23 protein-coding genes are annotated in these 26,630 nt (G+C 67.3%); 14 read left to right on the top strand and 9 right to left on the bottom strand.

Translation table 11 applies throughout. The features are described from left to right. Positions 1 to 16 precede the first annotated feature (16 nt). On the top strand, positions 17 to 2,068 hold the full coding sequence (locus ACNR9O_RS23190) for a sodium-translocating pyrophosphatase (RefSeq protein ID WP_473684244.1): 2,052 nt from the start codon (positions 17 to 19) through the stop codon (positions 2,066 to 2,068). Between the two features lie 442 nt (positions 2,069 to 2,510). Further along, positions 2,511 to 5,660 (top strand): TonB-dependent receptor, encoded by a 3,150-nt coding sequence (locus ACNR9O_RS23185; protein WP_473684246.1) that lies wholly within the window; start codon positions 2,511 to 2,513, stop codon positions 5,658 to 5,660. Between the two features lie 148 nt (positions 5,661 to 5,808). On the opposite strand, the gene ACNR9O_RS23180 is transcribed toward ACNR9O_RS23185, so the two are convergent. Then, positions 5,809 to 7,095 carry a hypothetical protein gene (locus tag ACNR9O_RS23180; protein WP_473684248.1) on the bottom strand — a complete coding sequence of 429 codons (1,287 nt, stop codon included), beginning with the start codon at positions 7,093 to 7,095 and terminating at the stop codon, positions 5,809 to 5,811. A 144-nt stretch (positions 7,096 to 7,239) separates the two neighbouring features. Here ACNR9O_RS23180 and pdxR point away from each other — a divergent pair, with 144 nt between their 5' ends. The 4 genes from pdxR (at position 7,240) to ppa (ending at position 12,434) form a co-directional block, all read left to right on the top strand. Continuing rightward, a complete protein-coding gene (gene pdxR, locus ACNR9O_RS23175; RefSeq protein WP_473684250.1) occupies positions 7,240 to 8,712 on the top strand; it encodes a MocR-like pyridoxine biosynthesis transcription factor PdxR in 1,473 nt (490 codons plus the stop codon). A 97-nt stretch (positions 8,713 to 8,809) separates the two neighbouring features. After that, a complete protein-coding gene (locus ACNR9O_RS23170) occupies positions 8,810 to 10,876 on the top strand; it encodes a prolyl oligopeptidase family serine peptidase (RefSeq protein ID WP_473700840.1) in 2,067 nt (688 codons plus the stop codon). A gap of 51 nt (positions 10,877 to 10,927) precedes the next feature. Beyond that, positions 10,928 to 11,764 carry a 2OG-Fe(II) oxygenase gene (locus ACNR9O_RS23165; protein WP_473684254.1) on the top strand — a complete coding sequence of 279 codons (837 nt, stop codon included), beginning with the start codon at positions 10,928 to 10,930 and terminating at the stop codon, positions 11,762 to 11,764. Between the two features lie 130 nt (positions 11,765 to 11,894). Beyond that, positions 11,895 to 12,434 carry an inorganic diphosphatase gene (ppa, locus tag ACNR9O_RS23160; RefSeq protein ID WP_473684256.1) on the top strand — a complete coding sequence of 180 codons (540 nt, stop codon included), beginning with the start codon at positions 11,895 to 11,897 and terminating at the stop codon, positions 12,432 to 12,434. Between the two features lie 77 nt (positions 12,435 to 12,511). On the opposite strand, the gene ACNR9O_RS23155 is transcribed toward ppa, so the two are convergent. The 4 genes from ACNR9O_RS23155 to ACNR9O_RS23140 are packed head-to-tail and all read right to left on the bottom strand — an operon-like array spanning position 12,512 to position 15,628. Continuing rightward, positions 12,512 to 13,303: an SDR family NAD(P)-dependent oxidoreductase gene (locus tag ACNR9O_RS23155; protein ID WP_473684259.1), complete on the bottom strand. Its 792-nt coding sequence runs from the start codon at positions 13,301 to 13,303 to the stop codon at positions 12,512 to 12,514. Between the two features lie 37 nt (positions 13,304 to 13,340). Beyond that, on the bottom strand, positions 13,341 to 14,054 hold the full coding sequence (locus ACNR9O_RS23150; protein ID WP_473684261.1) for an SDR family oxidoreductase: 714 nt from the start codon (positions 14,052 to 14,054) through the stop codon (positions 13,341 to 13,343). Between the two features lie 12 nt (positions 14,055 to 14,066). Then, positions 14,067 to 15,080, bottom strand: coding sequence for a polysaccharide deacetylase family protein (locus tag ACNR9O_RS23145; protein WP_473684263.1), 1,014 nt, complete (start codon positions 15,078 to 15,080; stop codon positions 14,067 to 14,069). Then, complete coding sequence (locus ACNR9O_RS23140; protein ID WP_473684265.1) at positions 15,077 to 15,628, bottom strand: ester cyclase; 552 nt, start codon at positions 15,626 to 15,628, stop codon at positions 15,077 to 15,079. Before ACNR9O_RS23140 ends, ACNR9O_RS23145 begins: the two co-directional genes overlap by 4 nt. Positions 15,629 to 15,834: 206 nt before the next feature. Between ACNR9O_RS23140 and ACNR9O_RS23135 the strand changes: the two genes are divergently transcribed. From ACNR9O_RS23135 to ACNR9O_RS23125, 3 genes are all read left to right on the top strand, one after another. After that, a complete protein-coding gene (locus ACNR9O_RS23135; protein WP_473684267.1) occupies positions 15,835 to 16,110 on the top strand; it encodes a metal/formaldehyde-sensitive transcriptional repressor in 276 nt (91 codons plus the stop codon). A 52-nt stretch (positions 16,111 to 16,162) separates the two neighbouring features. Next, a complete protein-coding gene (locus ACNR9O_RS23130) occupies positions 16,163 to 17,272 on the top strand; it encodes an S-(hydroxymethyl)glutathione dehydrogenase/class III alcohol dehydrogenase (protein ID WP_473684269.1) in 1,110 nt (369 codons plus the stop codon). A 96-nt stretch (positions 17,273 to 17,368) separates the two neighbouring features. Further along, a complete protein-coding gene (locus ACNR9O_RS23125; RefSeq protein ID WP_473684271.1) occupies positions 17,369 to 18,091 on the top strand; it encodes a hypothetical protein in 723 nt (240 codons plus the stop codon). Between the two features lie 5 nt (positions 18,092 to 18,096). Here ACNR9O_RS23125 and ACNR9O_RS23120 read toward each other — a convergent pair whose 3' ends face one another. Continuing rightward, positions 18,097 to 18,459, bottom strand: a complete 363-nt coding sequence (locus tag ACNR9O_RS23120) for a glyoxalase superfamily protein (RefSeq protein WP_473684273.1) — start codon at positions 18,457 to 18,459, stop codon at positions 18,097 to 18,099. 139 nt (positions 18,460 to 18,598) lie between these two features. Between ACNR9O_RS23120 and ACNR9O_RS23115 the strand changes: the two genes are divergently transcribed. From ACNR9O_RS23115 to ACNR9O_RS23095, 5 genes are all read left to right on the top strand, one after another. Beyond that, on the top strand, positions 18,599 to 20,443 hold the full coding sequence (locus ACNR9O_RS23115; protein ID WP_473684275.1) for a chloride channel protein: 1,845 nt from the start codon (positions 18,599 to 18,601) through the stop codon (positions 20,441 to 20,443). Positions 20,444 to 20,533: 90 nt separating this feature from the next. Then, positions 20,534 to 21,205, top strand: coding sequence for a response regulator transcription factor (locus ACNR9O_RS23110; RefSeq protein WP_473684277.1), 672 nt, complete (start codon positions 20,534 to 20,536; stop codon positions 21,203 to 21,205). Further along, positions 21,202 to 22,587 (top strand): sensor histidine kinase, encoded by a 1,386-nt coding sequence (locus ACNR9O_RS23105; protein ID WP_473684279.1) that lies wholly within the window; start codon positions 21,202 to 21,204, stop codon positions 22,585 to 22,587. The genes ACNR9O_RS23110 and ACNR9O_RS23105 overlap by 4 nt, the downstream gene beginning before the upstream one ends. Before the next feature lie 76 nt (positions 22,588 to 22,663). Continuing rightward, positions 22,664 to 23,260: a class I SAM-dependent methyltransferase gene (locus ACNR9O_RS23100; RefSeq protein ID WP_473684281.1), complete on the top strand. Its 597-nt coding sequence runs from the start codon at positions 22,664 to 22,666 to the stop codon at positions 23,258 to 23,260. A gap of 9 nt (positions 23,261 to 23,269) precedes the next feature. Further along, on the top strand, positions 23,270 to 23,857 hold the full coding sequence (locus ACNR9O_RS23095) for a DedA family protein (RefSeq protein ID WP_473684283.1): 588 nt from the start codon (positions 23,270 to 23,272) through the stop codon (positions 23,855 to 23,857). Positions 23,858 to 23,861: 4 nt separating this feature from the next. On the opposite strand, the gene ACNR9O_RS23090 is transcribed toward ACNR9O_RS23095, so the two are convergent. The 3 genes from ACNR9O_RS23090 to ACNR9O_RS23080 all read right to left on the bottom strand — a co-directional run bounded on the left by ACNR9O_RS23090 (position 23,862) and on the right by ACNR9O_RS23080 (position 26,578). Beyond that, the gene (locus tag ACNR9O_RS23090; RefSeq protein WP_473684286.1) at positions 23,862 to 24,758 is read right to left on the bottom strand and encodes a TolB family protein; all 897 of its coding nucleotides are present in this window, start codon (positions 24,756 to 24,758) and stop codon (positions 23,862 to 23,864) included. Positions 24,759 to 24,845: 87 nt separating this feature from the next. Then, entirely contained in the window at positions 24,846 to 25,670 is an 825-nt protein-coding gene (locus tag ACNR9O_RS23085) for a hypothetical protein (protein ID WP_473684288.1), read from the bottom strand. Further along, positions 25,670 to 26,578 carry a LysR family transcriptional regulator gene (locus tag ACNR9O_RS23080; protein WP_473684290.1) on the bottom strand — a complete coding sequence of 303 codons (909 nt, stop codon included), beginning with the start codon at positions 26,576 to 26,578 and terminating at the stop codon, positions 25,670 to 25,672. The genes ACNR9O_RS23085 and ACNR9O_RS23080 overlap by 1 nt, the downstream gene beginning before the upstream one ends. Between the last annotated feature and the right edge of the window lie 52 nt (positions 26,579 to 26,630).

Raw genomic sequence — 26,630 nt, 5'->3', positions numbered from 1 at the left:
AGATGGGGAGGCTTCGATGCTGCAGCAGTATGGCTTGTGGATCGTGCTTGCATGTGCGGTCGTGGCGGTTCTGTATGGCGCGCTCTCGGTGCGCTGGATCTTGGCCAAATCACCGGGCAACGAGCGCATGCAGGAGATCGCCGCGGCGATCCAGCAAGGCGCCCGGGCCTACCTCAACCGGCAATACACCACGATCGGCGCCGTCGGCGTGGTGCTCTTCATCGTGATCGGCCTGGCGCTGGATTGGGGCACGGCCATCGGCTTCGCCATCGGCGCGTTGCTGTCTGGCGCCACCGGTTATATCGGCATGAACGTCTCGGTACGCGCCAACGTGCGCACCGCCGAGGCCGCGCGCAGCGGGCTCGCCGCCGCACTCAATGTCGCCTTCCGCGGCGGCGCGATCACCGGCATGCTGGTGGTCGGCCTGGCCCTGCTGGGTGTCGCCGCGTACTACGCGGCGCTGCGTGGCATGGGCTATGAGAACATGCACGCATTGCATGCGCTGGTCGGCCTGGCCTTCGGCTCCTCGCTGATCTCGATCTTCGCGCGCCTGGGCGGCGGCATCTTCACCAAGGGCGCCGATGTGGGCGCCGACCTGGTCGGCAAGGTCGAAGCGGGCATTCCCGAGGACGATCCGCGCAATCCGGCGGTGATCGCCGACAACGTGGGCGACAACGTGGGCGACTGCGCGGGCATGGCGGCCGACTTGTTCGAAACCTACGCGGTGACCCTGATCGCCACCATGCTGCTGGGCGGCGTGATGGCCGAGCAGACCGGCTCCAACGGCGTGCTGTTCCCGCTGCTGCTGGGCGGTGCGTCGATCATCGCATCGGTGATCGGCACCTTCTTCGTGCGCTCGCGTGCGGGCGGCAAGATCATGAACGCGCTCTACGCCGGCGTGGCGGTCTCGGCCGTGCTCGCCGCCGTCGCGTTCTGGCCGATCACCAGCCAGCTGATGGCCGAATCGGCCTACGGGGTGGGCAAGCTCTACGGCTGCGCGCTGATCGGCCTGGCCCTCACCGGTGCCATGGTGGTGATCACCGAGTACTACACCGCCACCGAGTACGCGCCCGTGCGCCACGTGGCGCAGGCCTCGACCACCGGCCATGCCACCAACATCATCGCGGGCATCGGTGTGTCGATGAAATCCACCGCGTTGCCGGTGCTGGCGGTGTGCGCGGCGATCTGGGGCTCGTTCGCGCTGGCCGGACTGTACGGTATCGCCATCGCGGCCACCGCCATGCTCAGCATGACCGGCATGGTCGTGGCGCTGGATGCCTACGGCCCGATCACCGACAACGCCGGCGGCATCGCCGAGATGGCCGAGCTGCCGCCGGAAGTGCGCGGCGTGACCGATCCGCTCGACGCGGTGGGCAATACCACCAAGGCGGTAACCAAGGGCTACGCCATCGGCTCGGCCGGCCTGGCCGCGCTGGTGCTGTTCGCCGACTACACGCACAACCTCAGCCAGCATCTGGGCGTGGGCGATTTCCGCTTCGACCTGTCCAACCACTACGTGATCATCGGCCTGCTGATCGGTGGCCTGATCCCTTATCTGTTCGGCGCGATGGCGATGGAAGCCGTGGGGCGCGCGGCAGGTTCGGTGGTGGAAGAAGTGCGCCGCCAGTTCCGCGAGATCAAAGGCATCATGGAAGGCACCACCAAGCCCGACTACTCGCGTGCGGTGGACATGCTGACCCGCTCGGCGATCAAGGAAATGCTGGTGCCCTCGCTGCTGCCGGTGCTGGTGCCGGTGCTCGTGGTGTTCGGCTTCAAGTGGCTGGGCGGTGCCGAGGCCGGTGCGCAGGCGCTGGGCGGCGTACTGATCGGCACCATCGTCACCGGTCTGTTCGTGGCCATCTCCATGACCACCGGCGGCGGCGCCTGGGACAACGCCAAGAAATACATCGAGGACGGCCATCACGGCGGCAAGGGCTCGGATGCGCACAAGGCCGCCGTGACCGGCGACACCGTGGGCGATCCCTATAAGGACACCGCCGGCCCCGCGGTGAATCCGCTGATCAAGATCATCAACATCGTGGCGTTGCTGCTGATCCCGCTGCTCTGACAGGACCGGCGGCATGCATGCGGGCCGGGGCCACAAGCCCCGGCCCGTTGCGTTTGGACGTCCAAATCGCCAGCCGTCACATTGGCGCAAGTTTTTGGCAAGCCAGGCGTAAGTTTCATCGAACCACTCATCTGCGATCGCGAGTCCCCGTCGAAACGTAAGATATTGATGTGAAAGCGACGTAAAAAATTCCTACGTTTTTTTGCGACGTACGTGTTGACGCTTCCGTAACCCTTTGGTTAGAAGCGTTACAGGCCGGACGTCATCCGGCCTGGGGGAAAAACGCCACCGGCGCACATCTCTGGTCCCTGGGGAGGGACCGGGGCAGGTTCTTGCGGCCTGTTCATTCCACCGTGCGCCAGGGAGCACTTCCGACGACTACGCGCCTGCCTGCGGGCCGCGTCCTTCGCTTTGTCCAATTCTCCTGGGGGAGCTTGTTGTAATGACCATCACCATCGCTTCGGCGTCGCGTCCACTGCGCTATTCCGCACTCGCGCTCGCCATGGGTCTGGCATTTGCCAGCACCGGCGCGTTCGCACAGTCCAACACCACCGGTTCGATCTTCGGCCAAGTCGCGGCCAAGCAGGGCACCACCGTGCTCGTCGAAAACACCGAGACCGGCTTCACCCGCACCGCTACCGTGGACGACAGCGGCCGCTACCGCTTCTCCACCCTGCCGGTGGGCAAGTACAAGGTGACGCTGCAGAACAACGGCAGCGCCGTCAGCACGCGCGACAACATCGTGGTGGCGATCGCCAGCGGCGCCGAAGTGTCCTTCGGCGCCGCTGCCGCGTCCGGCGATGCGAAGAACCTCGAGGGCGTCTCGGTGGTGGCCGCCGCGCTGCCGGCGATCGACGTATCCTCCGTCGACACGCGCACCGTGCTCACCTCCGAGCAGCTGGCCAAGCTGCCGATCGGCCGCAGCGTCGGCGCCGCGGCCCTGCTCGCTCCGGGCGTGGTCGAGAACTCCAGCTACAGCACCACCGGCTTCGGCAACATCCCGAGCTTCGGCGGCGCGGCTTCGTCGGAGAACGCGTACTACATCAACGGCTACGCCGTGACCAATCCGCTCACCTCGCTGGGCGCGACCACTCTGCCGTTCGACGCGATCGACCAGGAGCAGGTGCTCACCGGTGGCTACGGCGCCGAGTTCGGCCGCTCCACTGGCGGCGTGATCAATATCGTGACCAAGCGCGGCTCCAACCAGTGGAAGGGCGGCGTGTACGCCATCCTGCGTCCGGAAGCGTTGCGAGCCAATCCGCGCAACAACTACTTCCCCAATACGGGCTTCTACACGGCCGGCAATCCCGATCCGACCAAACGCACGGATGGCACGCTCTACTGGTACCGCAACAAGAACCAGTACTCGTACAACACCTATGGTGCCTACGTCAGCGGCCCGCTGATCAAGGACAAGCTGTTCTTCTACGTCGACGGCGAGATGACCAAGCAGAGCGGCAACGCCGTCGCGTCGTTCTCCAACTCGTCGGCCCCTGTCGCCAAGACCGGCTGGAACGACTATACCTACAAGCTGCCGCGCTGGACGGCGAAGGTCGACTGGAACATCACCGACAGCAACATCCTCGAGCTGACCGGCGTCCAGGACAATATCGTCTACGATTCCAGCCGCTACGCCTTCAATTACAACGACCTCTCGCACGGCGACGTCAAAAACGGTGGCGTACACCAGAAGGACAGCAGTCGGCTCTACATCGCCAAGTACACCAGCTACATCACCGACGACCTGACCGTGTCGGCGCTGGTCGGCAAGCAGAACCTCGAGCATCTGCAGCAGCCGTTCGGCTATGACCCGAACTGCCCATACATCTCTTCCTCTGCGCCGGTGCAGGCACCTGGCCTGACCTACGGCGCCTGCCAGCAGGGTGCGGTGTCCTCGCTGCTGATTCCGGGCGCCAACGACAAGACCCATGGCTGGCGCCTGGACGTCGAGTACCGTCTCGGCGATCACGACCTGCGCGCGGGTATCGACGACCAGACCGCCGAGTCGCTCACCGGCCAGTCCTATCCCGGCGGCTACGCCTGGGTCTACGGCTGGCAGAAAGACCCGAACATCGCTATCGATGCCCTCGGCACCGGCACGCCGGCCTCGGGCGGCGGCCTGGGCACCAAGGGCTATTTCGTCTCGCGCGCCTACAGCACGCAGAACGCCAAGGTGAAGACCGAGCAGCAGGCCCAGTTCATCGAGGACCGCTGGCAGATCACCGACCGCTGGCTGCTGTCGGTCGGCCTGCGCAACGAACAGTTCACCAACTACAACGGCGACGGCAAGCCGTACGCGCGCCAGCGCCACCAGCTAGCTCCGCGCATCGGCGCCGCCTGGGACGTGTTCGGCGATTCCTCGCTGAAGCTTTACGCCAACGCCGGCCGCTATCACCTGGCGATGCCGAACAACGTCGCGGTGCGCGGCGCTTCCGGCTCGCTGATCACCAACGAGTACTTCACCTATACCGGCGTCGATCCGAAGACCGGCGCGCCCACCGGCCTGACCCCTATCGCGGTAGACCGCAGCCAGGGCCACGCCTGCGGCAATACCAATGCCGTCTCCACCAACCTGGAGTGCGGCACGGCACCGGATCCGCGGACCGTGGCGGCGAAGGGCCTGAAGTCCCATTACCAGGACGAGTACATCGCCGGCCTGGAGCAGCAGATCAGTCCGACCTTCAACTGGGGCGCCAAGCTGACCTACCGCAAGCTGCGCAGCGCGATCGACGACACCTGCGCCCAGGCGCTGGGCGGCTCGTGCTTCCTGTTCAACCCAGGCACGACGAACACCTTCCTGCAGGAACAAGCGGACGGCAGCTTCAAGGAAGTGACCTACACGACCGAGCAGCTGGGCCTGCCCAAGCTCAAGCGCAAGTACTACGCCCTCGACCTGTTCCTGGAGCATCCGTTCGCGGACAAGTGGTACGGCCGCATCGACTACACGTTCTCGCGCAACTACGGCAACACCGAGGGCCAGCTGGCCTCCGACCTGGATACCGGCAACGGCGGCCAGGCCGATGTGTCCACCACCCAGGACTGGGACCTGCCGCAGCTCATGGTCGGCTCCAACGGCCTGTTGCCGAACAACCGCAAGCACCAGTTGAAGGCGTTCGGCTACTTCCAGGCCACCGAGGAGTGGCGTTTCGGCGCAACGCTGATCGCAGCGTCGGGTCGTCCGAAGAACTGCACCAGCCACTATCCGACGGCGGATGCAGGTCTCTACGGCAGCTCCGCCTACTGGTTCTGCGGCCTGTCCGGCTCGGGCACGGTGCCGGGAGCCAAGGATTCGAAGGGCAAGCCCATCGCGTATGTCCCCGCCGCGTCGGACTATGCGTTCTCGCCCCGCGGCTCGCACGGCACCGCCCCTTGGACCTATCAGCTGAACCTCAACGTGGCCTACCAGCCGAAGTGGCTGAAGGATTTCACGCTGCAGCTGGACATCATCAACGTGCTCAACCGCCAGGTGGCCACGGCCTACAACTATCGCTACGAAACCGGCGCGCGCAACACGCCCAACCCGCTGTACCTGCGCGAACTGAACGTGTCCGACCCGCGCTACTTCCGCATCACCGCGCGCTACGACTTCTGACCCAAGGCATTACACAACACCGAGCCCCGGTGCCTGGAACGGCGCCGAGGGATCTCGGATCTCCCCGACTGCCGCCGGTACATAGCCGGCGGCTTTTTTATGCGGGGACGGCAAAGCGGATGTGGGCGAATGCGGACGGCCTTTTCGTTCAAGGCACGTCCATGGCGCTCGCCACGCGCCAGCGCCGCAACCATGCCGAACGCATGGCCTCCGGCAAGGGACGGTCGGCCACGGCATGGCGCACGGCAGATACCGGCATGGCGCCCGCCGGCACGGCCATGAATGCGTCCACGGTGCCGGCGACCGGATCGACACCTTGCCCGCTGATGACGCCGGCATCGTTGATGTCCAACGCCTGCACCAGCGTAAGCTCGTCGCCGCCGGTCACGCGCAGCGCCAGATCGCTCATCCGCCCGTCCTCCCACAGAAAGGCATGGCAGCTGGCGAAATGCGCGGTGCATGAAACACCCACCACCTGGTCGCGCGCATTGATGCCCAAGGCCTGGCTGTGCACGTCGTCGGGATAGAGCGTGCCCAGGTCGCGCATGCCGGTAGCGGACGTCCACAGGAAAGCGTGCTCGTGCAGCTTGCCGCCGTCGGCAGCCGACACGTTGGAGAAGCCGACCACATGTCCGCGCCGGTTGATCGCCATCGGCGTATGCCACGCGACGCCGCCAAGATTGCCCAGATCGCGCACGACGCCGTGATCCCACAGCACCGCATGGCGCGCGCTATAGCGCCCCACCGCCTGATCGCAGGTGCCAGCGATGCCCACGACCTGCCCTTGATCATTCGAGGCCGTCGCTGCGCCCGAGCTGTCTCCGTCAGGCAGCGGCAGTTCGCGCAGCTGGCCTGGCGCAGGTCCCCACACCACTGGCCGGAACTGCAGCACCTGGCCGCTACCCGCAGTGTCGCAGGTGGGATCGCGCACGGTGTTTTCGGCCCAGCCGGTAACTTCGCCCCGGTCGTTCGCGCCGGCGGCGAATCCGTTGTTGCCGCCCAGCGTCGGCAGCGGCCACATGCGTCCCCAGATCCACGCGAAGCCCAGGCATGTATGACCGGATGCCTGCGGCCCGGGAAAGAATCCGGAGCAACTCCAGCTTTCGCCGAGCGGATCGGTCTGCCCGGTCTGGGCGATGCCGGCGAGCACGCCGGCGTTGTTCTTGACTGGCCACTGCACGGCGCTGTTGGTACCGCCCAGGGTGCCCAAATCGTGCGCCGAACCATTCAGCCACAGCACCGCGTGCGCGGCCTGATCGCCGGCCAGGTTGGCGCTGCCGCTGACCAGGCCCAGGTCGTCGATGCTGCTGCCGGCCGCCACCGAACCGCCCAGGCCGGGCAACCGCAACAGGTGATACGCCGTCTGGCCGGAAGCCAGCGCGGGCAGGGCCGCTGCGCAAAAAGCGGTGAGCATGAAATGCGATAGCGATCGCATAAACCCTCCTCGGATGCGGACCGGAAAGGCTTCAGCGTGAAACCCGGCACGCTGGCGCGGGAGCGCCACTTTCGCGACGAAGGCTGGTCCGGTGCCTGGCAGGTCATGGGTGTACGTGGGCCGGTGCAGCCCTAGAATCCACGCATGCGCCGCTGGGAACTGTCCATCGCCCTCGATCCCGCACGCGAGCTGCCGATCTTCCTGCAGCTTGCCGGCGCTATCGCCGACGACATCCGCCGGGGCCGACTCAGACCGGGCGATGTCCTGCCGGGTTCGCGCGAACTGGCCGCACGCCTGGGCGTGAACCGCAACACCGTGGTGGCCGGTTACGACGAGCTGGCCGCCGAAGGCCTGGTCCGCACGCGCGCGGGCGGCGGCACCTTCGTCGCCGAACCGCCCCCGCAGCCGCCTGCCACGCCCGCGGCCGATCGCGATACGCCCACCTACGCGTTGCCGCCGCTGGTGCTCCCGCCGGTCGCACCGGCTCCGGCGGCCGGACTGCTGATGCTGCACGGCGCGCCGGATACCAGGCTGTTTCCCGCGCGCGTCCTGGCGCGCGCCTTCCGTCGCGCCATCGAACTGCGCGGGCGCGCGCTGCTGGCGAAGACGCATCCGGCCGGCCACGTGCGCCTGCGCGCCGAGCTGGCGGCCATGCTTGCGCGCACGCGCGCTTTGTCCGTCACGCCCGACAATCTGCTGATCACTCGCAGCATCGAGCAGGCGATCGATCTGGTGGCACGCACCTTGATCGCCCCCGGCGATGCCGTCGCGGTGGAGGCATTCGGCTATCCCCCGGCCTGGAGTGTGCTGCGCCTGGCTGGCGCGCGGCTGCTGCCGGTGGCGGTGGATGGCGACGGGCTCGACGTCGATGCGCTGGAGGCGCTGCTGCGCGTACAGGCGCTGCGCGCGGTGTTCCTCACACCGCACCACCAGTTTCCGACCACCACGGTGATGTCGCCGCAGCGGCGCCAGCGCCTGGCCGAGCTGGCGCTGCGCCATGGCTTCGCCATCATCGAGGACGACTACGACCACGAATTCCACTACGAAGGCCGGCCGATATTGCCGATCGCCGCCGGCAGCGGCGGCGCCAACACGATCTATGTCGGCTCGCTTTCCCATCTGCTGGCACCGGGCGTGAGCACCGGCTTCGTGGTGGCGCCGCCAGCCATGGCGGCGCGCCTGCTTAGCCTGCGCGCGGCCAGCGACGCACGAGGGGACGCGGCGATGGAATGCGCCCTGGCCGAGCTGTTCGAAGATGGCGAACTGCTACGCCACGCGCGCCGCATGCGCCAGGTTTATGCCTCACGCCGGGATGCCATGGCCGACGCGCTGCGCCGGCACCTCGGCGGCGCTCTGCGCTTCAGCCCGCCCAAGGGCGGCCTGGGGCTCTGGGCGAGCGCGGACCGCGGTATCGACGTGGCGCGTTGGTCGCACGATGCCCAAAGCGAAGGCGTCCTGTTTTTCGACGCCGCACGCTACGACTTCCAGCAGCAGTCCGGCCCCTATATGCGCCTTGGTTTCAGCTACCACGACGCCGCCGAACTGGACGAAGCCGTGCGGCGCATGGCCAAGGCCTTGCGCCGGCAGCGTCCGCGCCGCGCCGCCCTCCCCGGGTGACGCGCAGCGTCTCGCCTGCTTGAATGCGGGTACTGCCACCCCGACAAAGGCATTTCCGGTGAAGACGTCCTACCTCGCCTCGCTACTGGTTCTGTCCATGACCTTGATGACCCCCGCTGACGCCGCGCAGCCCTCCTCTGGCACCGCCAGCGATCCCCAGCTGTGGCTGGAGGACATCGATGGCGCCAGGCAGCTCGACTGGGTGCGCCAGCACAATGCCGAAACGGTGAAGAAGTACGCCGACACGGCAGAGTTCAAGCAGCTCGACGCGCGCATCCTGGAGGTGCTCGACTCGAATGCGCGCATCCCGTTCGCGACCAAGATCGGCGACCGCTACTACAACTTCTGGCGCGACAAGGATCACCCACGCGGCCTGTGGCGCCGCACCTCGCCGGCCGACTATCGCAAGGACCAGCCGTCGTGGGAAACGGTGATCGACCTGGACGCGCTGGCCAAGGCGGAGAACGAGAACTGGGTGTGGCACGGCGTCGACTGTCTCAAACCGGAGAACCGGCGCTGCCTGCTGATGCTCTCGCGCGGCGGTGCGGATGCCGACGTGGTGCGCGAGTTCGACCTCGTCTCCAAGACCTTCGTGAAGGACGGCTTCAGCCTGCCCGAGGCCAAGACCCAGGTCACCTGGAAGGACCAGGACACGCTGTACGTCGCCACCGATTTCGGCCCCGGCTCGATGACCGCCTCAAGCTATCCGCGCATCGTCAAGGAATGGAAGCGCGGCACGCCCTTGTCGGCCGCGGCCTTCGTCTACGAAGGCAAGCACGAGGACATGAGCATCTCGGCCGACCGCGACCACACGCCCGGTTTCGAGCGCGACTTCGTGCATCGCCAGCTGGCCTTCTACGACAGCGAGACCTTCCTGCGCGGCAAGGACGGCAAGCTGGTCAAGATCGACGTGCCCAATGACGCCACCACCGACGTGCATCGCGAATGGCTGCTGGTCACGCCGCGCAGCGACTGGACCGTGGGCGGCAAGACCTACAAGGCCGGTTCGCTGCTCGCCGGCAACTTCGACGACTACATGGCGGGCAAGCGCGAACTCATCGCGCTGTTCGAACCGACCGATACCACCGCGCTGGACGGCTACTCCTGGACGCGCCACCACCTGATCCTCAACGTGATGGACAACGTGGTGAACCGCCTCGAAGTGCTCACGCCGCAGCCCGGCGCATGGAAGCGCGAAAGCCTGGGCGGCGCGCCGGCACTCTCAACCATCGCCGCCGCGGGCATCGACGCGGATGACAGCGACGACTACTTCCTCACCGTCAGCGGCTTCCTGCAGCCGACCACGCTTTACGCGGGCACGCTGGACCAGGGCGAACCGCAGGCGATCAAGCACAGCCCCGCCTTCTTCGATGCCTCGAAGTACGCGGTGAGCCAGCACTTCGCCGTCTCCAAGGACGGCACGCGCGTGCCGTATTTCCAGATCGCCGCCAAAGACCTGAAGGCGGACGGCAAGAACCCGACCCTTCAGTACGGCTACGGCGGCTTCGAGATCTCGCTGCAACCGGCCTACAGCGGCACCGTCGGACGCGCGTGGCTGGACAAGGGCGGCGTCTACGTCATCGCCAACATCCGCGGCGGCGGCGAATACGGTCCGCGCTGGCACAAGGCGGCGCTCAAGGCGAACCGTCCACGCGCCTACGAGGATTTCGCCGCGGTCTCGCAAGACCTGTTCAAGCGCGGCGTCACCTCGCCGGCTCACCTGGGCGCGATGGGCGGCAGCAACGGCGGCCTCCTGATGGGCAACATGCTTACGCTGTATCCGCAGCTCTACGGTGCCATCGTCAGCCAGGTCGCGCTGCTGGACATGCAGCGTTACACGCACCTGTCGGCCGGCGCGTCGTGGATCGCCGAGTACGGCGATCCGGACAAGCCGCAGGAATGGGCATGGATCAAGACCTTCTCGCCCTACAGCAACGCCAAGGCGGACCAGAAGTATCCGCCCGTGCTGTTCACCACCTCCACCCGCGACGATCGCGTCGGCCCGGTGCACGCGCGCAAGATGTACGCCAGGCTCGCCGGCATGGGCTACGACACGTCGTTCTACGAGAACATCGAAGGTGGCCATGGCGCGGCGGCGGACAACAAGCAGGCGGCTTTCATGAACGCACTGGGCTATACCTATCTGTGGGATCACGTGAAATAGCTCGCAGGCCCTTAAAGTAGGCGCTTCCCTTCACACCGTGCCCCGCTCCGCATGAAGCACTTCCACAAGACCCGCCCGGAACTCCGCGAATGGATCCTGGCCGCCGCGCGCGCCGGCCATGGTCCGCTGGAGGTGGTGAAGCTGATGCAGGAGTCCGGCTACGACGCGCAGCAGAGCCATCGCGCCGTGTCCGAAGTGCTCGGCGTGCCGCTCGCGGCACTCCATGCCACGCTGCCGCGCGCCGGCGCCAAACGCACCCGCCATCCTGCCGCGCCGTGCGCCAGCATCGACGGCCATGTCGTGCGCGTGGGCGTCAGCGTGGACAGCCCTGCGGTGCGGGTGCTGGAAGGACTGCTCACCGGCGAGGAGTGCGACGCGCTGGTCGCGCTGGCCCAGCCGCGCCTGGCGCGCTCGCTCACCGTAGACGAGGATGGCCGCCACCAGGCCGACGAACGGCGCAGCAGCAACGGCATGTTCTTCCGCATCGGGGAAACGCCGCTGATCCAGCGCATCGAGCAGCGCATCGCCAGGCTGGTGGACCTGCCGATCAACCACGGCGAAGGCCTGCAGGTGCTGCATTACCTGCCCGGCCAGGAGTACGAGCCGCATTTTGACTGGTTCGATCCCACTCAGCCGGGTTTCACCGCGGTCACCGCGCGCGGCGGCCAGCGCATCGCCAGCATCGTGATGTACCTCAATACCCCCGAGGAAGGCGGCGGCACGGCCTTTCCCGCCGCAGGGCTCACCGTCACGGCGCTGCGCGGTTCGGCCGTCTATTTCGCCTACGACACCGGCGACCAGGCGTCGCTGCATGCCGGCCTGCCCGTCGCCCAGGGCGAAAAATGGATTGCCACCAAATGGTTGCGCGAGCGCCCGTACCAGCGCTGAGCGCGTCCGCGCACTGACGCGCCCCTGAATCCGACACCCCCGCACGCTGCGGCGCAGCAGGCTTTGCCGTATCCTTGGCGGCTTTCCTACGCCTTTTTCCCTCGCACCTCTCTTTAGTCAAGGAATCATCATGGGTCTGCATCTCGTCTCCGCCGGCCGCGACGTGCCGAACGAAATCAACGTCATCATCGAGATCCCGAAGGATTCCGAGCCGGTCAAGTACGAGGTGGAGAAAGAGAGCGGCGCGATCTTCGTCGATCGCATCCTGTCCACGCCGATGCGCTACCCCTGCAACTACGGCTACGTGCCGGGCACGCTCGGCGGCGATGGCGATCCGCTGGACGCGCTGGTGATCCTGCCGCTGCCGCTGGTGCCGGGCTCGGTGATCCGCTGCCATCCGGTCGGCATGCTGAAGATGACGGACGAAGCCGGCGCCGACGAAAAGCTGGTGGTCGTGCCGGTGGCCAAGATCTTCAACGGCTACGCCCACATCAAGGACATCAACGAAGTTTCCGGCCACTGGCTGGAGCGTATCGGCCACTTCTTCGAGCACTACAAGGATCTGGAGAAGGGCAAGTGGGTGAAGGTCGAGGGCTGGAGCAACGCCGCCGAGGCCAAGGCCGAGATCATCAACGGCATGGAGCGCTACGAGAGCGAGAACAAGGCCTGAGCCGGCTCTCTCCGCTTGACGAAAAACGCCCCGCATCGCGGGGCGTTTTCTTTTCCGTTCCGCGCCATGGCATGCCGCTAGATCGTATCGACCACGCCGCCATCCACCCGCAACGAGGCCCCCGTTGTCGCCGAGGCCTGCGCCGAGCAGACATACACCACCATGTTCGCCACTTCCTCGGTCGAGGCGATGCGCTGGATGATCGAGCTGCCGCGGTGCGCTTTCACGAACTCGTTGCCGATCTGCTCGTAGCTCTTGCCCTCGCGCTCGGCCTGTTCGCGCACCAGGTCCTTGAAGCCGTCCGACAGCGTCGGTCCGGGCAGCACGCTGTTGACGGTGACGCCGGTGCCGGCAGCCACTTTCGCCAGGCCGCGCGCAATGGACAGCTGCGCAGTCTTGGTGAAGCCGTACTGCACCATCTCCACGGGAATGTTGAGGCCCGACTCGGACGAGATGAACACCACCCGGCCCCAGCCGCGCTCCATCATGCCGCGCATGTAGTGCCGTGCCAGGCGCACGCCGGACATCACATTGGTCTGGAAGTAGCGCTCCCATTCCGCATCGTCGATCTCGAAAAACGGTTTCAGTCCGAAGATGCCGGCGTTGTTGACCAGGATGTCCACGCTGGGCACCGCATCGGTCAGCACCTTGGCGCCCGCCGCCGTGGACAGGTCTGCCGCGACGCCCTCGACACTGGCGCCATGCAGCTGGTGGCGGAGCTTGTCCACCACGTCGCGCACCGTGTCCGCTTTGCGGCCATTGATCACGACGCTGGCGCCGGCCTGCGCCAATCCGGTGGCGATCGCCAGGCCGATGCCGGCGGTGGAGGCGGTCACCAGCGCGTTCTTGCCGGATAGATCGATGTGCATGTTGTAACCCTTTGAGAGAAGCGAGATGGAAGAGCGATCAGGCGATGGCGCCGCCGCCATCGACCAGCACCATCGATCCTGTCGCAAACGGTGTCGCGGCGAGGTAGACGATTGCCCTGGCCACATCCTCGGGCTGGCCGATGCGCCCTGCCGGCAGATGTTCGGCCGTGGCCTCGAACAGGCTCCGGCGCGCGTCGTCGGTCAGCTTTGACCAAAGCGGCGTGGCGATCACCCCAGGCGAAACCGTGTTCACTCGCACTGGCGCCAATTCCAATGCCAGGCCGCGTCCCAGCGATTCCAGCGCGGCATTGATCGCGCCTTGCAGCACCGCGTTCGCGCTCGGCCGCGTGCCCAGGAATCCGGAGATGAAGGTCAGCGAGCCCTCCGGCGCGATCTTCGCGAACCGCGCCACGTGATACGCACCCCAGAACTTGCTTTCCAACGCGGAGCGCGCCGCGTCGAGCGGCAGGCCACGCAGCGGGCCCGATGGCGTCTGCGCCGCGGACACCACCACATGGTCGAAGCTGTCTTGCGCGGCAAAGAACGACTCCACCGCGATCGCATCGGTGGTGTCCAGGGCCACGACGCGCAGGTCGCCACCGATGGCCTTGGCCGCCGCCGCCAGCTTTTCCATGGAGCGCGAGGCGATGGTCACCGCCGCACCGGCCGCTACGAATGCCTTCGCCGTCGCCTCGCCGATGCCGGAGCTGCCGCCGATTACCAGAATCTTTCTGCCTTCAAAGTTCGTCATGCGTATCTGCCTTTAGATGGTCTCGGTTTCGCGCACGGTGTGCGGGCTGCCCAATGCGAAGCGCGCGATATCGTCCTTGCGCATGAAGGCGACGCCTTCGTGTCGTCTCGCATAGGTGAGGAATTCGTCCCATGCGTGCACCATCTGCGGCGAGCCGCTGATGCGGTCGTGCGCGCTGAGGGACATCAGGCGACGGCGCGTCGCGCCTTCTTGATAGAGCTGATCGAAGTCGCGCCGGATCTGCGCCAGGAACGCGTCCGGCGAGTAGTTGCGGCCTTCGACCAGCAGGATGTCGTTGTTGCGCAGCGTATACGGCACCACCGCGAAGTCCTTGCCGTTCACCTTCTCGACGAAGGGCTCGTCACGGCTCAGATCATCGATGTGATACAGGTAGCCCAGTTCCTGCAGCAACGAGAGCGTGTGGGGTCCGCGCCGCAACCAGTTGCAGTTGTAGCCCACCGGCGCCTGCCCGGTGGCCTCTTTCACCATGTCGCGCGCGGCGATCAGGAAGCGGCGCTCTTCGTCGCGATCCATCGCATACTGCGAACTCCAGCGCGGACCATGGCCCGAGGCTTCATGCCCGCGCGCTACGATCTCGCGGGCCAGCGCGGGGTGGCGGCGCGCCGCCTCACCGATCATGTGCGAAGTGACTTTCACGCCATGCTTGTCCCATAGGTCCAGCATGCGCGGGATGCCTTCGCGGTAGCCGTAGGCGAACCACGTGTCGGTCGCAGCGTCGGACGGCACGCTGGCGGGGAAGTCCACTTTCGGGAACGGGCCATCCGTACCTTTCGGCGGCTGGCCGCCGGCCTCGAACTGCATCGAAATGGAGATCACCAACCGCGCACCGTTCGGCCAGACATCGCCGCGCACGACATCGCGTATGTGACCGGGTTTCGCTTGCGCCACGGCTTGCGTTCCGGGCATCGCCTGGATCGCCATTCCCGTCACCAACATGCCGGCGCCGACACCCGCCTTGGCGAGAAAGTCGCGACGATTGCCGTCAAAGCTGCGCTCCGTGCTCACGATGCGTTCTCCGGCGCCGGCAACAGGCCCATCTGGCTCATCAACGTCAAGTTGTCCTCGAGATGCCAGTTGTCGGTGATATGCCCGTCGGCGATGCGATAGATGTCGGTGGCGATGAAGTCGATCGCCTGCCCCTTGCCCTGCACGGCCTTGAAGCGTCCGGTGAAATGGCCACGGAAGCGCAGGTGCGTCACCACGCGGTCGCCTGTCACCAGCATCTGTTCGATCTCGCAACGCAGGTCGGGTATCGCCGCGCGCATCAGCCTGGAGGCGGCGAGCGGGCCGGCGAGTCCCTGCGCGCGGCCCGGCGGTGGCGTGCGGTCGATGAAACCCGGAGCCAGTGCAGCCTTGGCCAGCGCTTCTTCGCCGGTGCTCCAGAACGTGTCGTAGCGACGCGCGGCCAGCACCTGCGCTTCGACCTGCGCCTTCGGCAAGCTGCCATCGACAATCAGGCTGCCGGGCTGCCGGAGTGGCGACTCTGCGTGCGCACCGGCGGCGAGCGAGAGCAGCGCGGTCATGAAAAGAGCGCGCAAGGAGAAGGACGACATGGATGCACCTCGGAGGGGGAATCGCCGCCGCGGCATGCGGCGGCCGACGGAGGGCATCCTAACTTTCCAGTTGGGGTGCAAATAGAAGACAAAGACATACACAGCTTTTCCAAAATGGAAAAGCTAGGCCTGATAAGGCCATCCGCATTGACCTATGGCTCGTCTGGCCAGATACTCTACCCCAGTATAGATACTGGTCCTGCGCCATGCCCCATTCGCCGCAAGAGAAAAAACGCGTCCTCGGTCGCGTGCGCCGTATTCGCGGCCAGCTCGAGGCGCTCGAGCGCGCGCTCGAAGCGGGCGCCGACTGCGCACCGGTGATGCAGCAGATCGCCGCCGTGCGCGGCGCGGTCAACGGCCTGATGTCCGAGGTGATGGAGGCGCATATCCGCGAGGAGTTCGGTGCACCGGCGCCGTCCGAAGAGCGCCGCGCCGAGCGCGTGCGCGAGATGACCGAGCTGGTCCGTTCCTATCTGAAATAAGCGGGCGCCGCCGTCCGCCATTCTGTTCCGTTCGTTCGCTGGAGACATACCTATGAAGTCACGTGCCGCCGTCGCCTTCGGGCCGGGCAAGCCGCTGGAGATCGTCGACATCGACGTCGCGCCGCCGCGCAAGGGCGAGGTGCTGGTCCGCATCACCCATACCGGCGTGTGCCACACCGATGCTTTCACGCTGTCCGGCGACGATCCGGAAGGGATCTTCCCTGCCGTGCTGGGCCATGAAGGCGGCGGCATCGTGGTCGAGGTGGGCGAAGGCGTCACCAGCGTGAAGCCGGGCGACCATGTGATTCCGCTGTATACGGCCGAATGCCGCGAGTGCAAGTTCTGCAAGTCCGGCAAGACCAACCTGTGCCAGGCCGTGCGCGCAACCCAGGGCAAAGGTCTGATGCCGGACGGCAGCACGCGCTTCTCCTATAACGGCCAGCCCATCTACCACTACATGGGCACCAGCACGTTCAGCGAGTACACCGTCGTGCCGGAGATCTCGCTGGCCGTGGTGAATCCGGCCGCGCCGCTGGAGAAGGTGTGCCTGCTCGGCTGCGGCGTCACCACCGGCATCGGCGCCGTGCACAACACGGCCAAGGTGAAACCCGGCGACACCGTGGCGGTATTCGGCCTGGGCGGCATTGGCCTGGCGGTCATCCAGGGTGCGGTGCAGGCCAAGGCCGGGCGCATCATCGGCGTCGACACCAATCCGACCAAGTTCGATCTCGCACGCCAGATGGGCGCCACCGACTGCGTCAACCCGAAGGACCATGCCAAACCCATCCAGGACGTCATCGTCGAGATGACCGATGGCGGCGTGGATTTCAGCTTCGAGTGCATCGGCAACGTAGAGGTGATGCGGGCCGCACTGGAGTGCTGCCACAAGGGTTGGGGCGAGAGCGTGATCATCGGCGTGGCCGGCGCGGGCCAGGAGATCCGCACGCGGCCATTCCAGCTGGTCACCGGCCGCGTGTGGCGCGGCAGCGCCTTCGGCGGCGTGAAGGGCCGCACCCAGCTGCCGGGCATGGTCGAGCAGGCGATGAAGGGCGAGATCCGGCTCGATCCGTTCATCACCCACAACCTGCCGCTGGAACGCATCAACGAGGCATTCGACCTGATGCACGAGGGCAAGTCGATCCGCACTGTGATCCATTTCTGAGAACGCCGGCGCGTTCTGACACGGCAGTTATCACGCTTTCCTGGCGGGCGGGGTCACACGATGTGGCCCCGCCTTTTTCGTTCCAGGAGTGTCGCGATGACTTGGGGCAGCCAGCGTTTCCTGATGATCTATTCGGGCGTGCTTACCGCCGTGTTCGCCGTCACCGTGCTCAGCGGCTTCGTCGATGCGCCGAGGAAACTCTCGGTCGAACAGCTCGATGTACAGCGCATCAATATCCGTGAGCCCGACGGCACCTTGCGCCTGATCGTGTCCAGCACCGACAAGGCGCCGGGCATCTACATCAAGAACAAGGAATATCCGCACCCCAACCGCAAGACCGCCGGCATGATCTTCCTCAACGACGAAGGTACCGAGAACGGCGGCCTGATTTTCGGCGGCGAGAAAAGCGCGGACGGCACCAAGCAGACCTACGGCCATCTCTCCTTCGACGCCTTCGAGCAGGACCAGATCCTCAGCCTGGATGCGAGCCAGCAGGGCGAGGCGCGCAGCAGCCGCTTCACGCTCATCGACCAGCCGCCGTTTCCCATCCTCCAACTGATCCAGCTGCTGGACCAGATCAAGAACCTGCCCCCGGAGGAACAGGCCAAGCGGATCGAGGCTTTCTATGCGTCGCATGGCGGCACGCTGAAGACGCGCCTGACCATGGGCCGCGGACAGGACGGCACGGTGGGGCTGGGCATCAACGACGATCAAGGCCGGCCGCGCATCGTGCTGATGGTGGCGGGCGACGGCAAGCCGATGGTCCGCACGCTGGATGAACACGGCCAGGTCACCGGCGAACTGCCCGCCGCGCGCTGACCGCGCTACGGCCCGGCGAAGAAGATCAGCCGATTGCCGAAGGGGTCATGCACGGCCAGCTCGCGCAGACCCCAAGGCCTGGTCTCGACGCCGGGCCGGCCATAGCCGTACTGCTTCGCCGCGAGTTCCGCATGCAACGCATCGATATCGTCCACCGCGATGCGCACGGCGGCGCCGGGACTGGCATCGCCGTGATGCTCGGACAGATGCAGCGCGCAACCGGCGCGCGAGACCTGCGTGTACAGCGGCAGGCCTTCCTCGAAGCGATGTTCCCAGTCGACCGCGAAGCCGAGGAAGCCGAGATAGAACTCATGCGCCTTCGGTACGTCGAACATGCGCAGAACCGGGATGACGGGACCGAGCTTCATGGCGTGCCTCACGGTCGAACGGGACGCGCCATCGTAAGCCAGGCGGATGGACGTCCAGATATCGTTCATTTTCCAGCCAGCTACGAGGCCGGGTTTTGCGTAACCTTGCGCGGCCTACCCGCCTCCCAGGCCCTTTCCCATGCATGACGCCCAAGACCCGCACTCGCGTGCGGCGCTTCCGCTCGCCCCCTCGCTGGACCCGGCGCTCGCCGATGCCCACATGCCGCGCCGGTTCCGGCCGCTGGGCATGCGCGTGGTGTGGATCGCCTCGCTGGCGATGCTGCTTGGCGCCGTGGTGGCGGTGGTGGCGCGGGCGCTCACCGGACTGATCGGGCTGGTCACCAACCTCGCCTTCTACGGCCGCTGGAGCTTCGACTTCGCCAGTCCCGCTGACAACCGGCTCGGCCTGTGGGTGATCGCCGTCCCCGTGGCCGGCGGCCTGATCGTCGGCATCATGGCGCGCTTCGGCTCGCGCGCGATCCGTGGACACGGCATTCCCGAAGCGATGGAACAGGTGCTGCTCAACGAGAGCCGCATCCCGCCGCGCATGACCTGGCTCAAGCCGGTATCTTCCGCGGTCGCCATCGGCACCGGCGGGCCGTTCGGTGCCGAGGGTCCGATCATCGCCACCGGCGGCGCGCTGGGTTCGCTGGCCGGGCAGCTGCTGCGCGTCACCGCGGATGAGCGCAAGACGCTGCTAGCCGCCGGCGCGGCGGCCGGCATGGCGGCCGTGTTCAACGCGCCGGTGTCGGCCGTGCTGCTGGCGCTGGAACTATTGCTGTTCGAGCGCCGCGCGCGCTCGCTCATTCCCGTGGCCCTCGGCGCGGCGGCGGGCACGGGCGTGCGCTTCGCGCTCGAAGGCAGCGGCCCGATGTTCGCCATGCCGGCGCTGCCAGCGCCCGACCTGCCGGCGCTGGCGGCCTACCTCGTGCTGGGCCTGGTGGTCGGCGTGCTCAGCGTGGGCATCACGCGCCTGGTCTATGCGATCGAGGACGGCTTCGAAAAACTGCCGATCCACTGGATGTGGTGGCCAGCGCTGGGCGCGGTGGTCACCGGCGTGGTCGGCTACTTCCTGCCCGCCACGCTGGGCGTGGGCTATACCAACATCAGCGCCGTGCTGGGCGGCCAGCTCGGCGTGGGCGCGATGCTGTCGCTGTGCCTGCTGAAGCTGGTGTCGTGGTCGGTCTCGCTGGGCAGCGGCACGTCCGGCGGCACGCTGGCGCCGCTGTTCACCATCGGCGGCGCGCTGGGCGGCGTGTTCGGCACGCTCACCATGACCTGCCTGCCGTGGCTGCACGTCGATCCCCGCATGGCGGCGCTGGTGTGCATGGCGGCCATCTTCGCCGGCGCCTCGCGCGCTTTCCTCACCTCGGTGGTGTTCGCCTTCGAAACCACCCGGCAGGCCAATGGCCTGCTGCCGTTGCTGGCCGGTTGCGCAGCCGCCTACCTGGTGTCCGGCCTGCTGATGCGCCACACGATCATGACCGAGAAGATCGCACGCCGCGGCGTGCGCGTGCCGGCCGAATACACGGCCGATTACCTCGACCGCATCCTGGTGCGCGACGCCTGCACGCGTGACGTCGTCACGCTGCGGGCAGAGCAATCGCTGCATGACGTACGCACCTGGCTGGACGAAGGCGGCGCGGCAGCGAAGCACCAGGGATTCCCGGTAGTCGATGCACAGGGCGCGCTGCGCGGCGTGGTCACCCGACGCGACCTGCTCGACCGCCAGGTGACGGGCGAGCGCAGGGTCAGTGAGCTCGTGAAACGCCCCGCCCTGGTCGTACGCGAAGACCACAGCCTGCGCGAAGCGGCCGACCACATGGTCGAGGCCGACGTCGGCCGCCTGATCGTGCTGAGCACCGACGGCAGCCACCGCATGGTCGGCATCGTCACGCGCGGCGACCTGCTGGCGGCACACGGCCGCCGCCTGCGCGAAGCGCACGCGACCAGCCAGGGCCTCCGACGCCGCGCCGCCAGCTGAGCCGACGGCACTTGCCCCGTCCGTGGCGGCTACGCAAGGTAGCCGCCATGTTCGCGCGCCAGGCTGGCGCCGGGCCGATGCGAGGGACGCGTGCGCATACTTCTGGTCGAGGACGAAACCGAACTGGCTGCCGCCCTGGCGGCAGCGCTGGCGCGCCATCACGCCGTGGTGGATCACGTGCCTACGCTGGCCGCCGCCAGCGCCGCACTCGCCAGCGGCGTGCATGATGCCGTGCTGCTGGACCGCCGGCTGCCGGACGGCGATGGTCTGAGCCTGCTGCCGCAGCTGCGCGCGCGGCGTATCGACACGCCGGTCATCGTGCTCACCGCACGGGGCGGGCTGGAGGATCGCGTAAGCGGTCTCGATCACGGCGCCGACGATTACCTCGCTAAACCCTTCGCGGTGGAGGAGGTGCTGGCCCGCCTGCGTGCCGTCCTGCGCCGGCCCGGCCGGGTCGAGGCGGACACGCTGCGCATCGGCCGCCTGTGTTTCGACCCGCGCCACCGCGAAGCCAGCATCGACGGCGCGCCGCTGTTGCTGCCCCGGCGCGAGCTGCTCGTGCTCGAAACGCTGCTGCAGCGCCAGGGCCGCACCGTGCTGCGCAGCGCACTGGAAGAAGCCGTGTTCGGCTTCGACGATGCCGTGCAGCCCAACGCCCTGGACACGCACGTTTCGCGTCTGCGCGGCAAGCTCGCGCAGGCAGGCCTGGAGATCCACGGCATCCGCGGCGTCGGCTATCTATTGCGCGAGATCCCGGCTTGAACGGCCATGGCACCCTGCGCTGGCGGCTGGTGCGGCGCCTGGTGGTGCTGCAGGTCGCGCTGCTTACGGCATTGCTGCTGGTACTGCTCGGCCTGTCGTGGTGGCGCGGCGACGCGACGATGCTGGAAACCGAGGACCGCGTGCTGGATGTCGTACGCGACGCGCTGGCGCGCCGGCCCGATGGCAGCCTCGCGCTGCGCCCTACACCCGCGCTCGCCGAACTGCGCGCCGACGTGCCCGGCCTGTGGTTCACGGTGCATGACATGCAGGGTCACTGGCTGAGCGAGGGCGAGGTACCGCCGGAATTTGCGCGCATCGGTCACGCGCTCGACGACGTGGGGCAGGCGCGGCTGGGCTGGAACCTCGGCGATCGGGCCCGGCCGACCGCGCGCGTGAAGCGCATGAACTCCGCCGCCGGCATGGTCCAGGTCATGACCGGACCGGGCGGCGAACTGTCGGCATACCAGCTCATCAAGGTGGCGCTGCTCACCCTGGCCGCGTTCGGCCTGCCGGCGGCGGGCCTGATGGCGCTGGTGACCTTGCTGGTCACGCCGCTGGTGGTGCGTCGGGCCATGCACGGCCTCGACCGCGCCGCCGCAGACGCCGCGCGTATCGATGTGGATCGTCGCGGCGTGCGCCTGCCGGCCGAACACGTGCCGGCGGAAGTCGTGCCCCTGGTCGATGCGGTCAACGCGGCGCTGGCGCGACTCGACGAAGGTTATGCGCGCCGGCAGCGCTTCCTGCTCGACGCCGCGCACGAACTGCGCACGCCGATTGCCATCCTGCAGGCGCGCCTGGAAGGCCTGCCCGACATCAGCGCCCGCACGCAGTTGCTCGAGGATGTGGCGCGCCTGGCCACGCTGGCTGAGCAGATGCTCGATGCGCAGCGCCTGCGCCAGCAGGACAGCGCCTTCGTCCCGCTGGATCTCGGCGCGCTCGCCCGCCGCGCAGCCGCCGACTTGGCACCGCTGGCCATCGCTGCCGGCTACGAACTCGCGCTGGAAGACGCGAGCGCCGCGCCGATCTTCGTGGACGGCGACCGCGCCGCGCTGGAGCGCGTGCTCGCCAACCTGGTACAGAACGCCATCCAGCACGGCGGCCGGCGCGGCACGATCGCGCTGCGCGTGCTCCCGCCGCGCAGCATGGAAGTGGCCGACCAGGGCGACGGCATCGCCGCGGCCGATCGCGAGCGGATCTTCGAACCCTTCCACCGCCTGCGCCCGCAGGCCGGCGGCGCCGGCCTCGGCCTGCATCTGGTGCAGGAAATCGTGCAGCGCCATGGCGCGCGCGTCACGGTGCGCGACGAGCCCGGCGGCGGCGCCTGCTTCCGCATTGATTTCCCGCCACTGTCGGCCGCGCCGTATCCACCACCGGCCGGTTGAAGCGCCGGCGGGTACGCCATGTAGCCGCCAGCTTCGTCCGGATGATGACGACTACCTCCCCACGCGAAGAGCGTTTATGGCGATGGTTCAAGATGCCGTGCATTTCCTCCGCCGCTGGCTCGCCGATCCGCATCACATCGGTGCGATCGCGCCGTCCGGCCGTGCGCTGGCCGACCTGATCACGCGCCAGATCCACGCGCGCAGCGGTCGCATCGCCGAGTTCGGCGCGGGCACCGGCGTATTCACGCATGCCCTGCTCAAACGCGGCGTGCGCGAAGGCAACCTGGTATTGATCGAGCGCGACGAGGCGTTCGCCGAACGCCTGCGCGAGCGCTTCCCCCGCGCGCATGTGCTCGCGATGGATGCCGAGCGTTTCGGCGAATGGGCACGCGTGGAGCGCTTCGCGGCGGGCGCGATCGTCAGCGGCTTGCCGCTGCGCAACTTCGCGCACGACAGCCGGCGCCATATCCTGGCCGGTGCGTTCGCCAGCTTGTGCGGCGATGGCGCGTTGTACCAATTCACCTATGGTCTGGCCTGCCCCGTGCCGGCGGCGTTGCTGGAGCGCCTGCAACTCGAAGCGAGCCGGGTCGGCTACGTGCTGCGCAACCTGCCTCCGGCCACCGTGTACCGCATCCAGCGCCGCCAGACCGTCGGCGCGGCGGCATTCGCCTGAGGTGCGGCCATGTGGTTAGGCTGGCTCTCCGCCGACGCGCTCGTCCATATCGTCATCGCCGCGTTCGCGGAAAAGCTGGTGCCGATCTTTCCGTCCTATGTGCTCTACATGGGCATCGGCATGCACACCGCCGGCGTGGGACGGCTTGGCGTGGCCGTACTGGCGGCCACGACGGGTTCGACGCTGGCGGCGGCCTGCTGGTACGCACTCGGCCGTGCGCTGGGACAGCGGCACACCGAAGCGATGGTGGTTCGTTTCGGCCATCGCGCCGGCCTCGACGGCGCGCGCTACGCGATGCTGGTCGAGCGCTGTCGCCGCCGGCCATTCGCGCTGGTGCTGTTCGGCCAGGTGATCCCCGTAGTGCGCCTGTGCGTGCCGTTGATCGCGGGCGTACTGGAAGTACGCTCCGCTACCTTTCTGGGCGCGACCGCACTGGGCAATGCCTTGTGGAACGGCACCTTCCTCGGCGTGGGCTTTGCCTTGCAGCGGCACGTCAGCAATCCCGCACCGATCGGCATCGGAGTCGTCGCCGCGCTGCTGTTGCTGGAAACCTTGCTGGCGATCGCGTGGCGTCATCGTCGGCATGCCGGCGGCTAGGCGATCACCTCGACGCGGCGCCAGCCGCGCGCGCAACCTCGCCGCACGCCGGCGGCCAGTGTTCCGGACCTTGCGGTTGCCACACGAAGAATTCGCCCGATTTCGGCTCGCCGGTATCGCGCGCGAAAAGCAGCGACTTGCCGCTGGGCGAGAACAGCGCGCCGATCTCGCTACCGTTGACGTTCACCTCGGGGCCGAGCTTCACCTTGGTCGACCACTGTCGGCCATCCCAATGCGATTCGTACAACCCGCCGTCGGCCATCACGATCATGCGCTTGCCGTCCGGCGACGGCAGCGGCTCGTATTCGTCGCCGGCCGTATTGATCGCAGGCCCGGCGTTTTCGACAGTCCATTGACCTGGATGGGTTTCCTTCGCGCGCCAGATGTCGTTCTTGCCGAGGCCGCCAGGACGGTTGGAACCGAAATACAGCCAGCCGTCCGGCGCCATGCGCGGGAACCACTCTGCTTCCGCGGAATTCACCGGCTCCGGCAAGCGCACCGGCGCCTGCCACGTGCCGTCCGCGGCGCGGTCGGCGCGCCAGATGTCCAGATCCTTGCTCTTCAGGCTGCCGGTGGCGCGCGTGGAGATGAAGTACACGCTGCGGCCATCCGGGGTGAACCAGGGATCGGCTTCCGCGCCCGGCCCCGCGAAAGGCGCCGGCACCGGTGGCGTCCAGGTCTTGCCGTCGCAATGGGAAGTGAGGATGCGCCACCCCTTGAACGCCTTCGAGCTGCGCACGAAGTAGAGCTCGCCGGTACGCGGATCGAAGGCCGGATGCGATTCGAACAGTTCGCTGGAGACGCCGACCGGCGTCCAGGGATGCACGGTGGGCGGCGCCTCCTTCGCCAGCGCGCAGGCAGGCATCACGACTGCAAGCAAGGCGAACAGCGGACGCTTCATGGCATGGCACCGTTAGCTCCCAGGGTAGCGGGATGGTACGCGGTAGCGGACGCGCCTGCCTCGGGACTGACGACCTACGCGGGCGCGTCAGTCCGTGCTGAACAACACCAGCCGCTCCGTGCTTCGTTCCATGTCCGTGCGCAGCCAAGCCTCCGCCGCCACCACCGGCGTGCACGGCCCGAATGTCGCCACCCGCAGAGGACGCCGTGCCGCTTCGTCGCGAAGCATCGCCAGCACCGTCCGCATCACTTCGCCAGTGAAGGGCGTGTAGAGATAGAACACGGTACCCGCCGACATGTCAGCCTCCCGTGCGTCCTGGCAGACGAACGACGCACGAGCCTGGCCCAGGCTCCGGGCGCACCGGCGCGCGGCATCCGCATAGGCCGGCTCGCGCTCGATGCCGATCGCGCGCGCGCCGGTCGATGTCGCAACGAGCATAGGCACGATGCCCATGCCGGAGCCGAGATCCATAAGCACGTCATGCTCATTCAATGGCGTCCGCCGGATCAGATCGAACACATGCCGCGCGGGCGTGGGCTGGTAGAACACCATCTCCGGCGGCAATGGAGCGGCTTCGCCCGGCTCGTCGAACGCGAGCACGCCGCTGACCAGATCATCGCGGTAGTCGTAGCCGTCGCCCGCGGGCGCGGCTTCCAGCGCGTCGATCCAGGGCGCGAATGCTTGCCTGCCTGCGCGCATGTCCTGGCGCACCTGCGCGTAAAGCTGCTGGTTAAACGCCTCCAGCGTCGAGCGAAGCGACTCGGCTCGCGCCAGCCACGCCGGATCGCTGAATGCTTCCGCATGAAGCTCCAGGCGATCCAGCGCATCGAGCCGCTCGCGCAGATTCATCGGTTCCCGCAGCGCTCCATCGTCTTCCATGCGGGCGAGCCATTCGGGCAAGGTGTTGGGCATCAAGTCATGTCTCCGAACGTCTCGCGATACAGCGTGGCCGCCCAATCGACGAACACGCGCACGCGCGGTGAGAGTTGCCGGTGGTAGGGATACATCGCGGCGACCGGCAGCCCCGGCGAACGCCATGCGGAGAGAACTTCCACCAGGCGGCCATCGTCGAGATGTTCCTGCGCGCGATAGCGCGGCAGCTGGATGAGGCCGCAGCCCTGCACCCCGGCGACGAGATAGCCGGCGGCGTCATTGACGGACAGCCAGCAGGCGAGGGTGTACTCGCGCAGCTGTCCGTCCACGATCAGTTCGAAGGGATAGGCACTATCGCGCCCGCTGGCGAAGAAGCCGACGGCCTGGTGCCGCGACAGCTCATCGGGATGCCGCGGCGTGCCGAAGCGGGCGAGGTAACCGGGGCTGGCGCAGATCACTTCCGGCATCACGGCGATACGACGCGCGACCAGGCTGGAATCCTTCGGGTTGCCGGCTCGGATCACGCAATCGATCCCTTCGCGCACCAGGTCGACGAGCCGGTCGCCGCTGCTGATCTTCAGTTCGATGCGCGGGTAGCGCGCGTGGAATTCATCGATCCGCGGCAGCACGATGTGGGTGGCGTGCGCGCCATGCAGGTCCACCCGAAGCATGCCGCCAGGGTTGGTCGCGCCCTGGCCCAGCGCCGATTCGGCGTCGTCCAGCTCCGCCAGCAAATGTACGCAACGCTCATAATAGGCCTGCCCGTCCAGGGTGGGACGTACCTGCCGCGTGGTGCGCTCGAGCAGGCGCGAACCCAGGCGGGCTTCCATCTCCTTGATCGCGTAGGTGGCCGTCGCGCGCGGCAGGCCGCGCTCGTCCGCGGCGCGCGAGAAGCTGCCGAGTTCGACGATTCGGGTGAACAGGCGCATGGCGTCCAGGCGATCCATGGCAGCCATTATTCAATGGGATTGAATAGATATGCCAGATCAGGGCGATTTA

The sequence above is a fragment of the Dyella sp. CR10 genome, assembly GCF_055814425.1.
The sequence above is the reverse complement of the archived record's forward strand: the minus strand, read 5'-3'. Positions and strand labels throughout refer to the sequence as shown.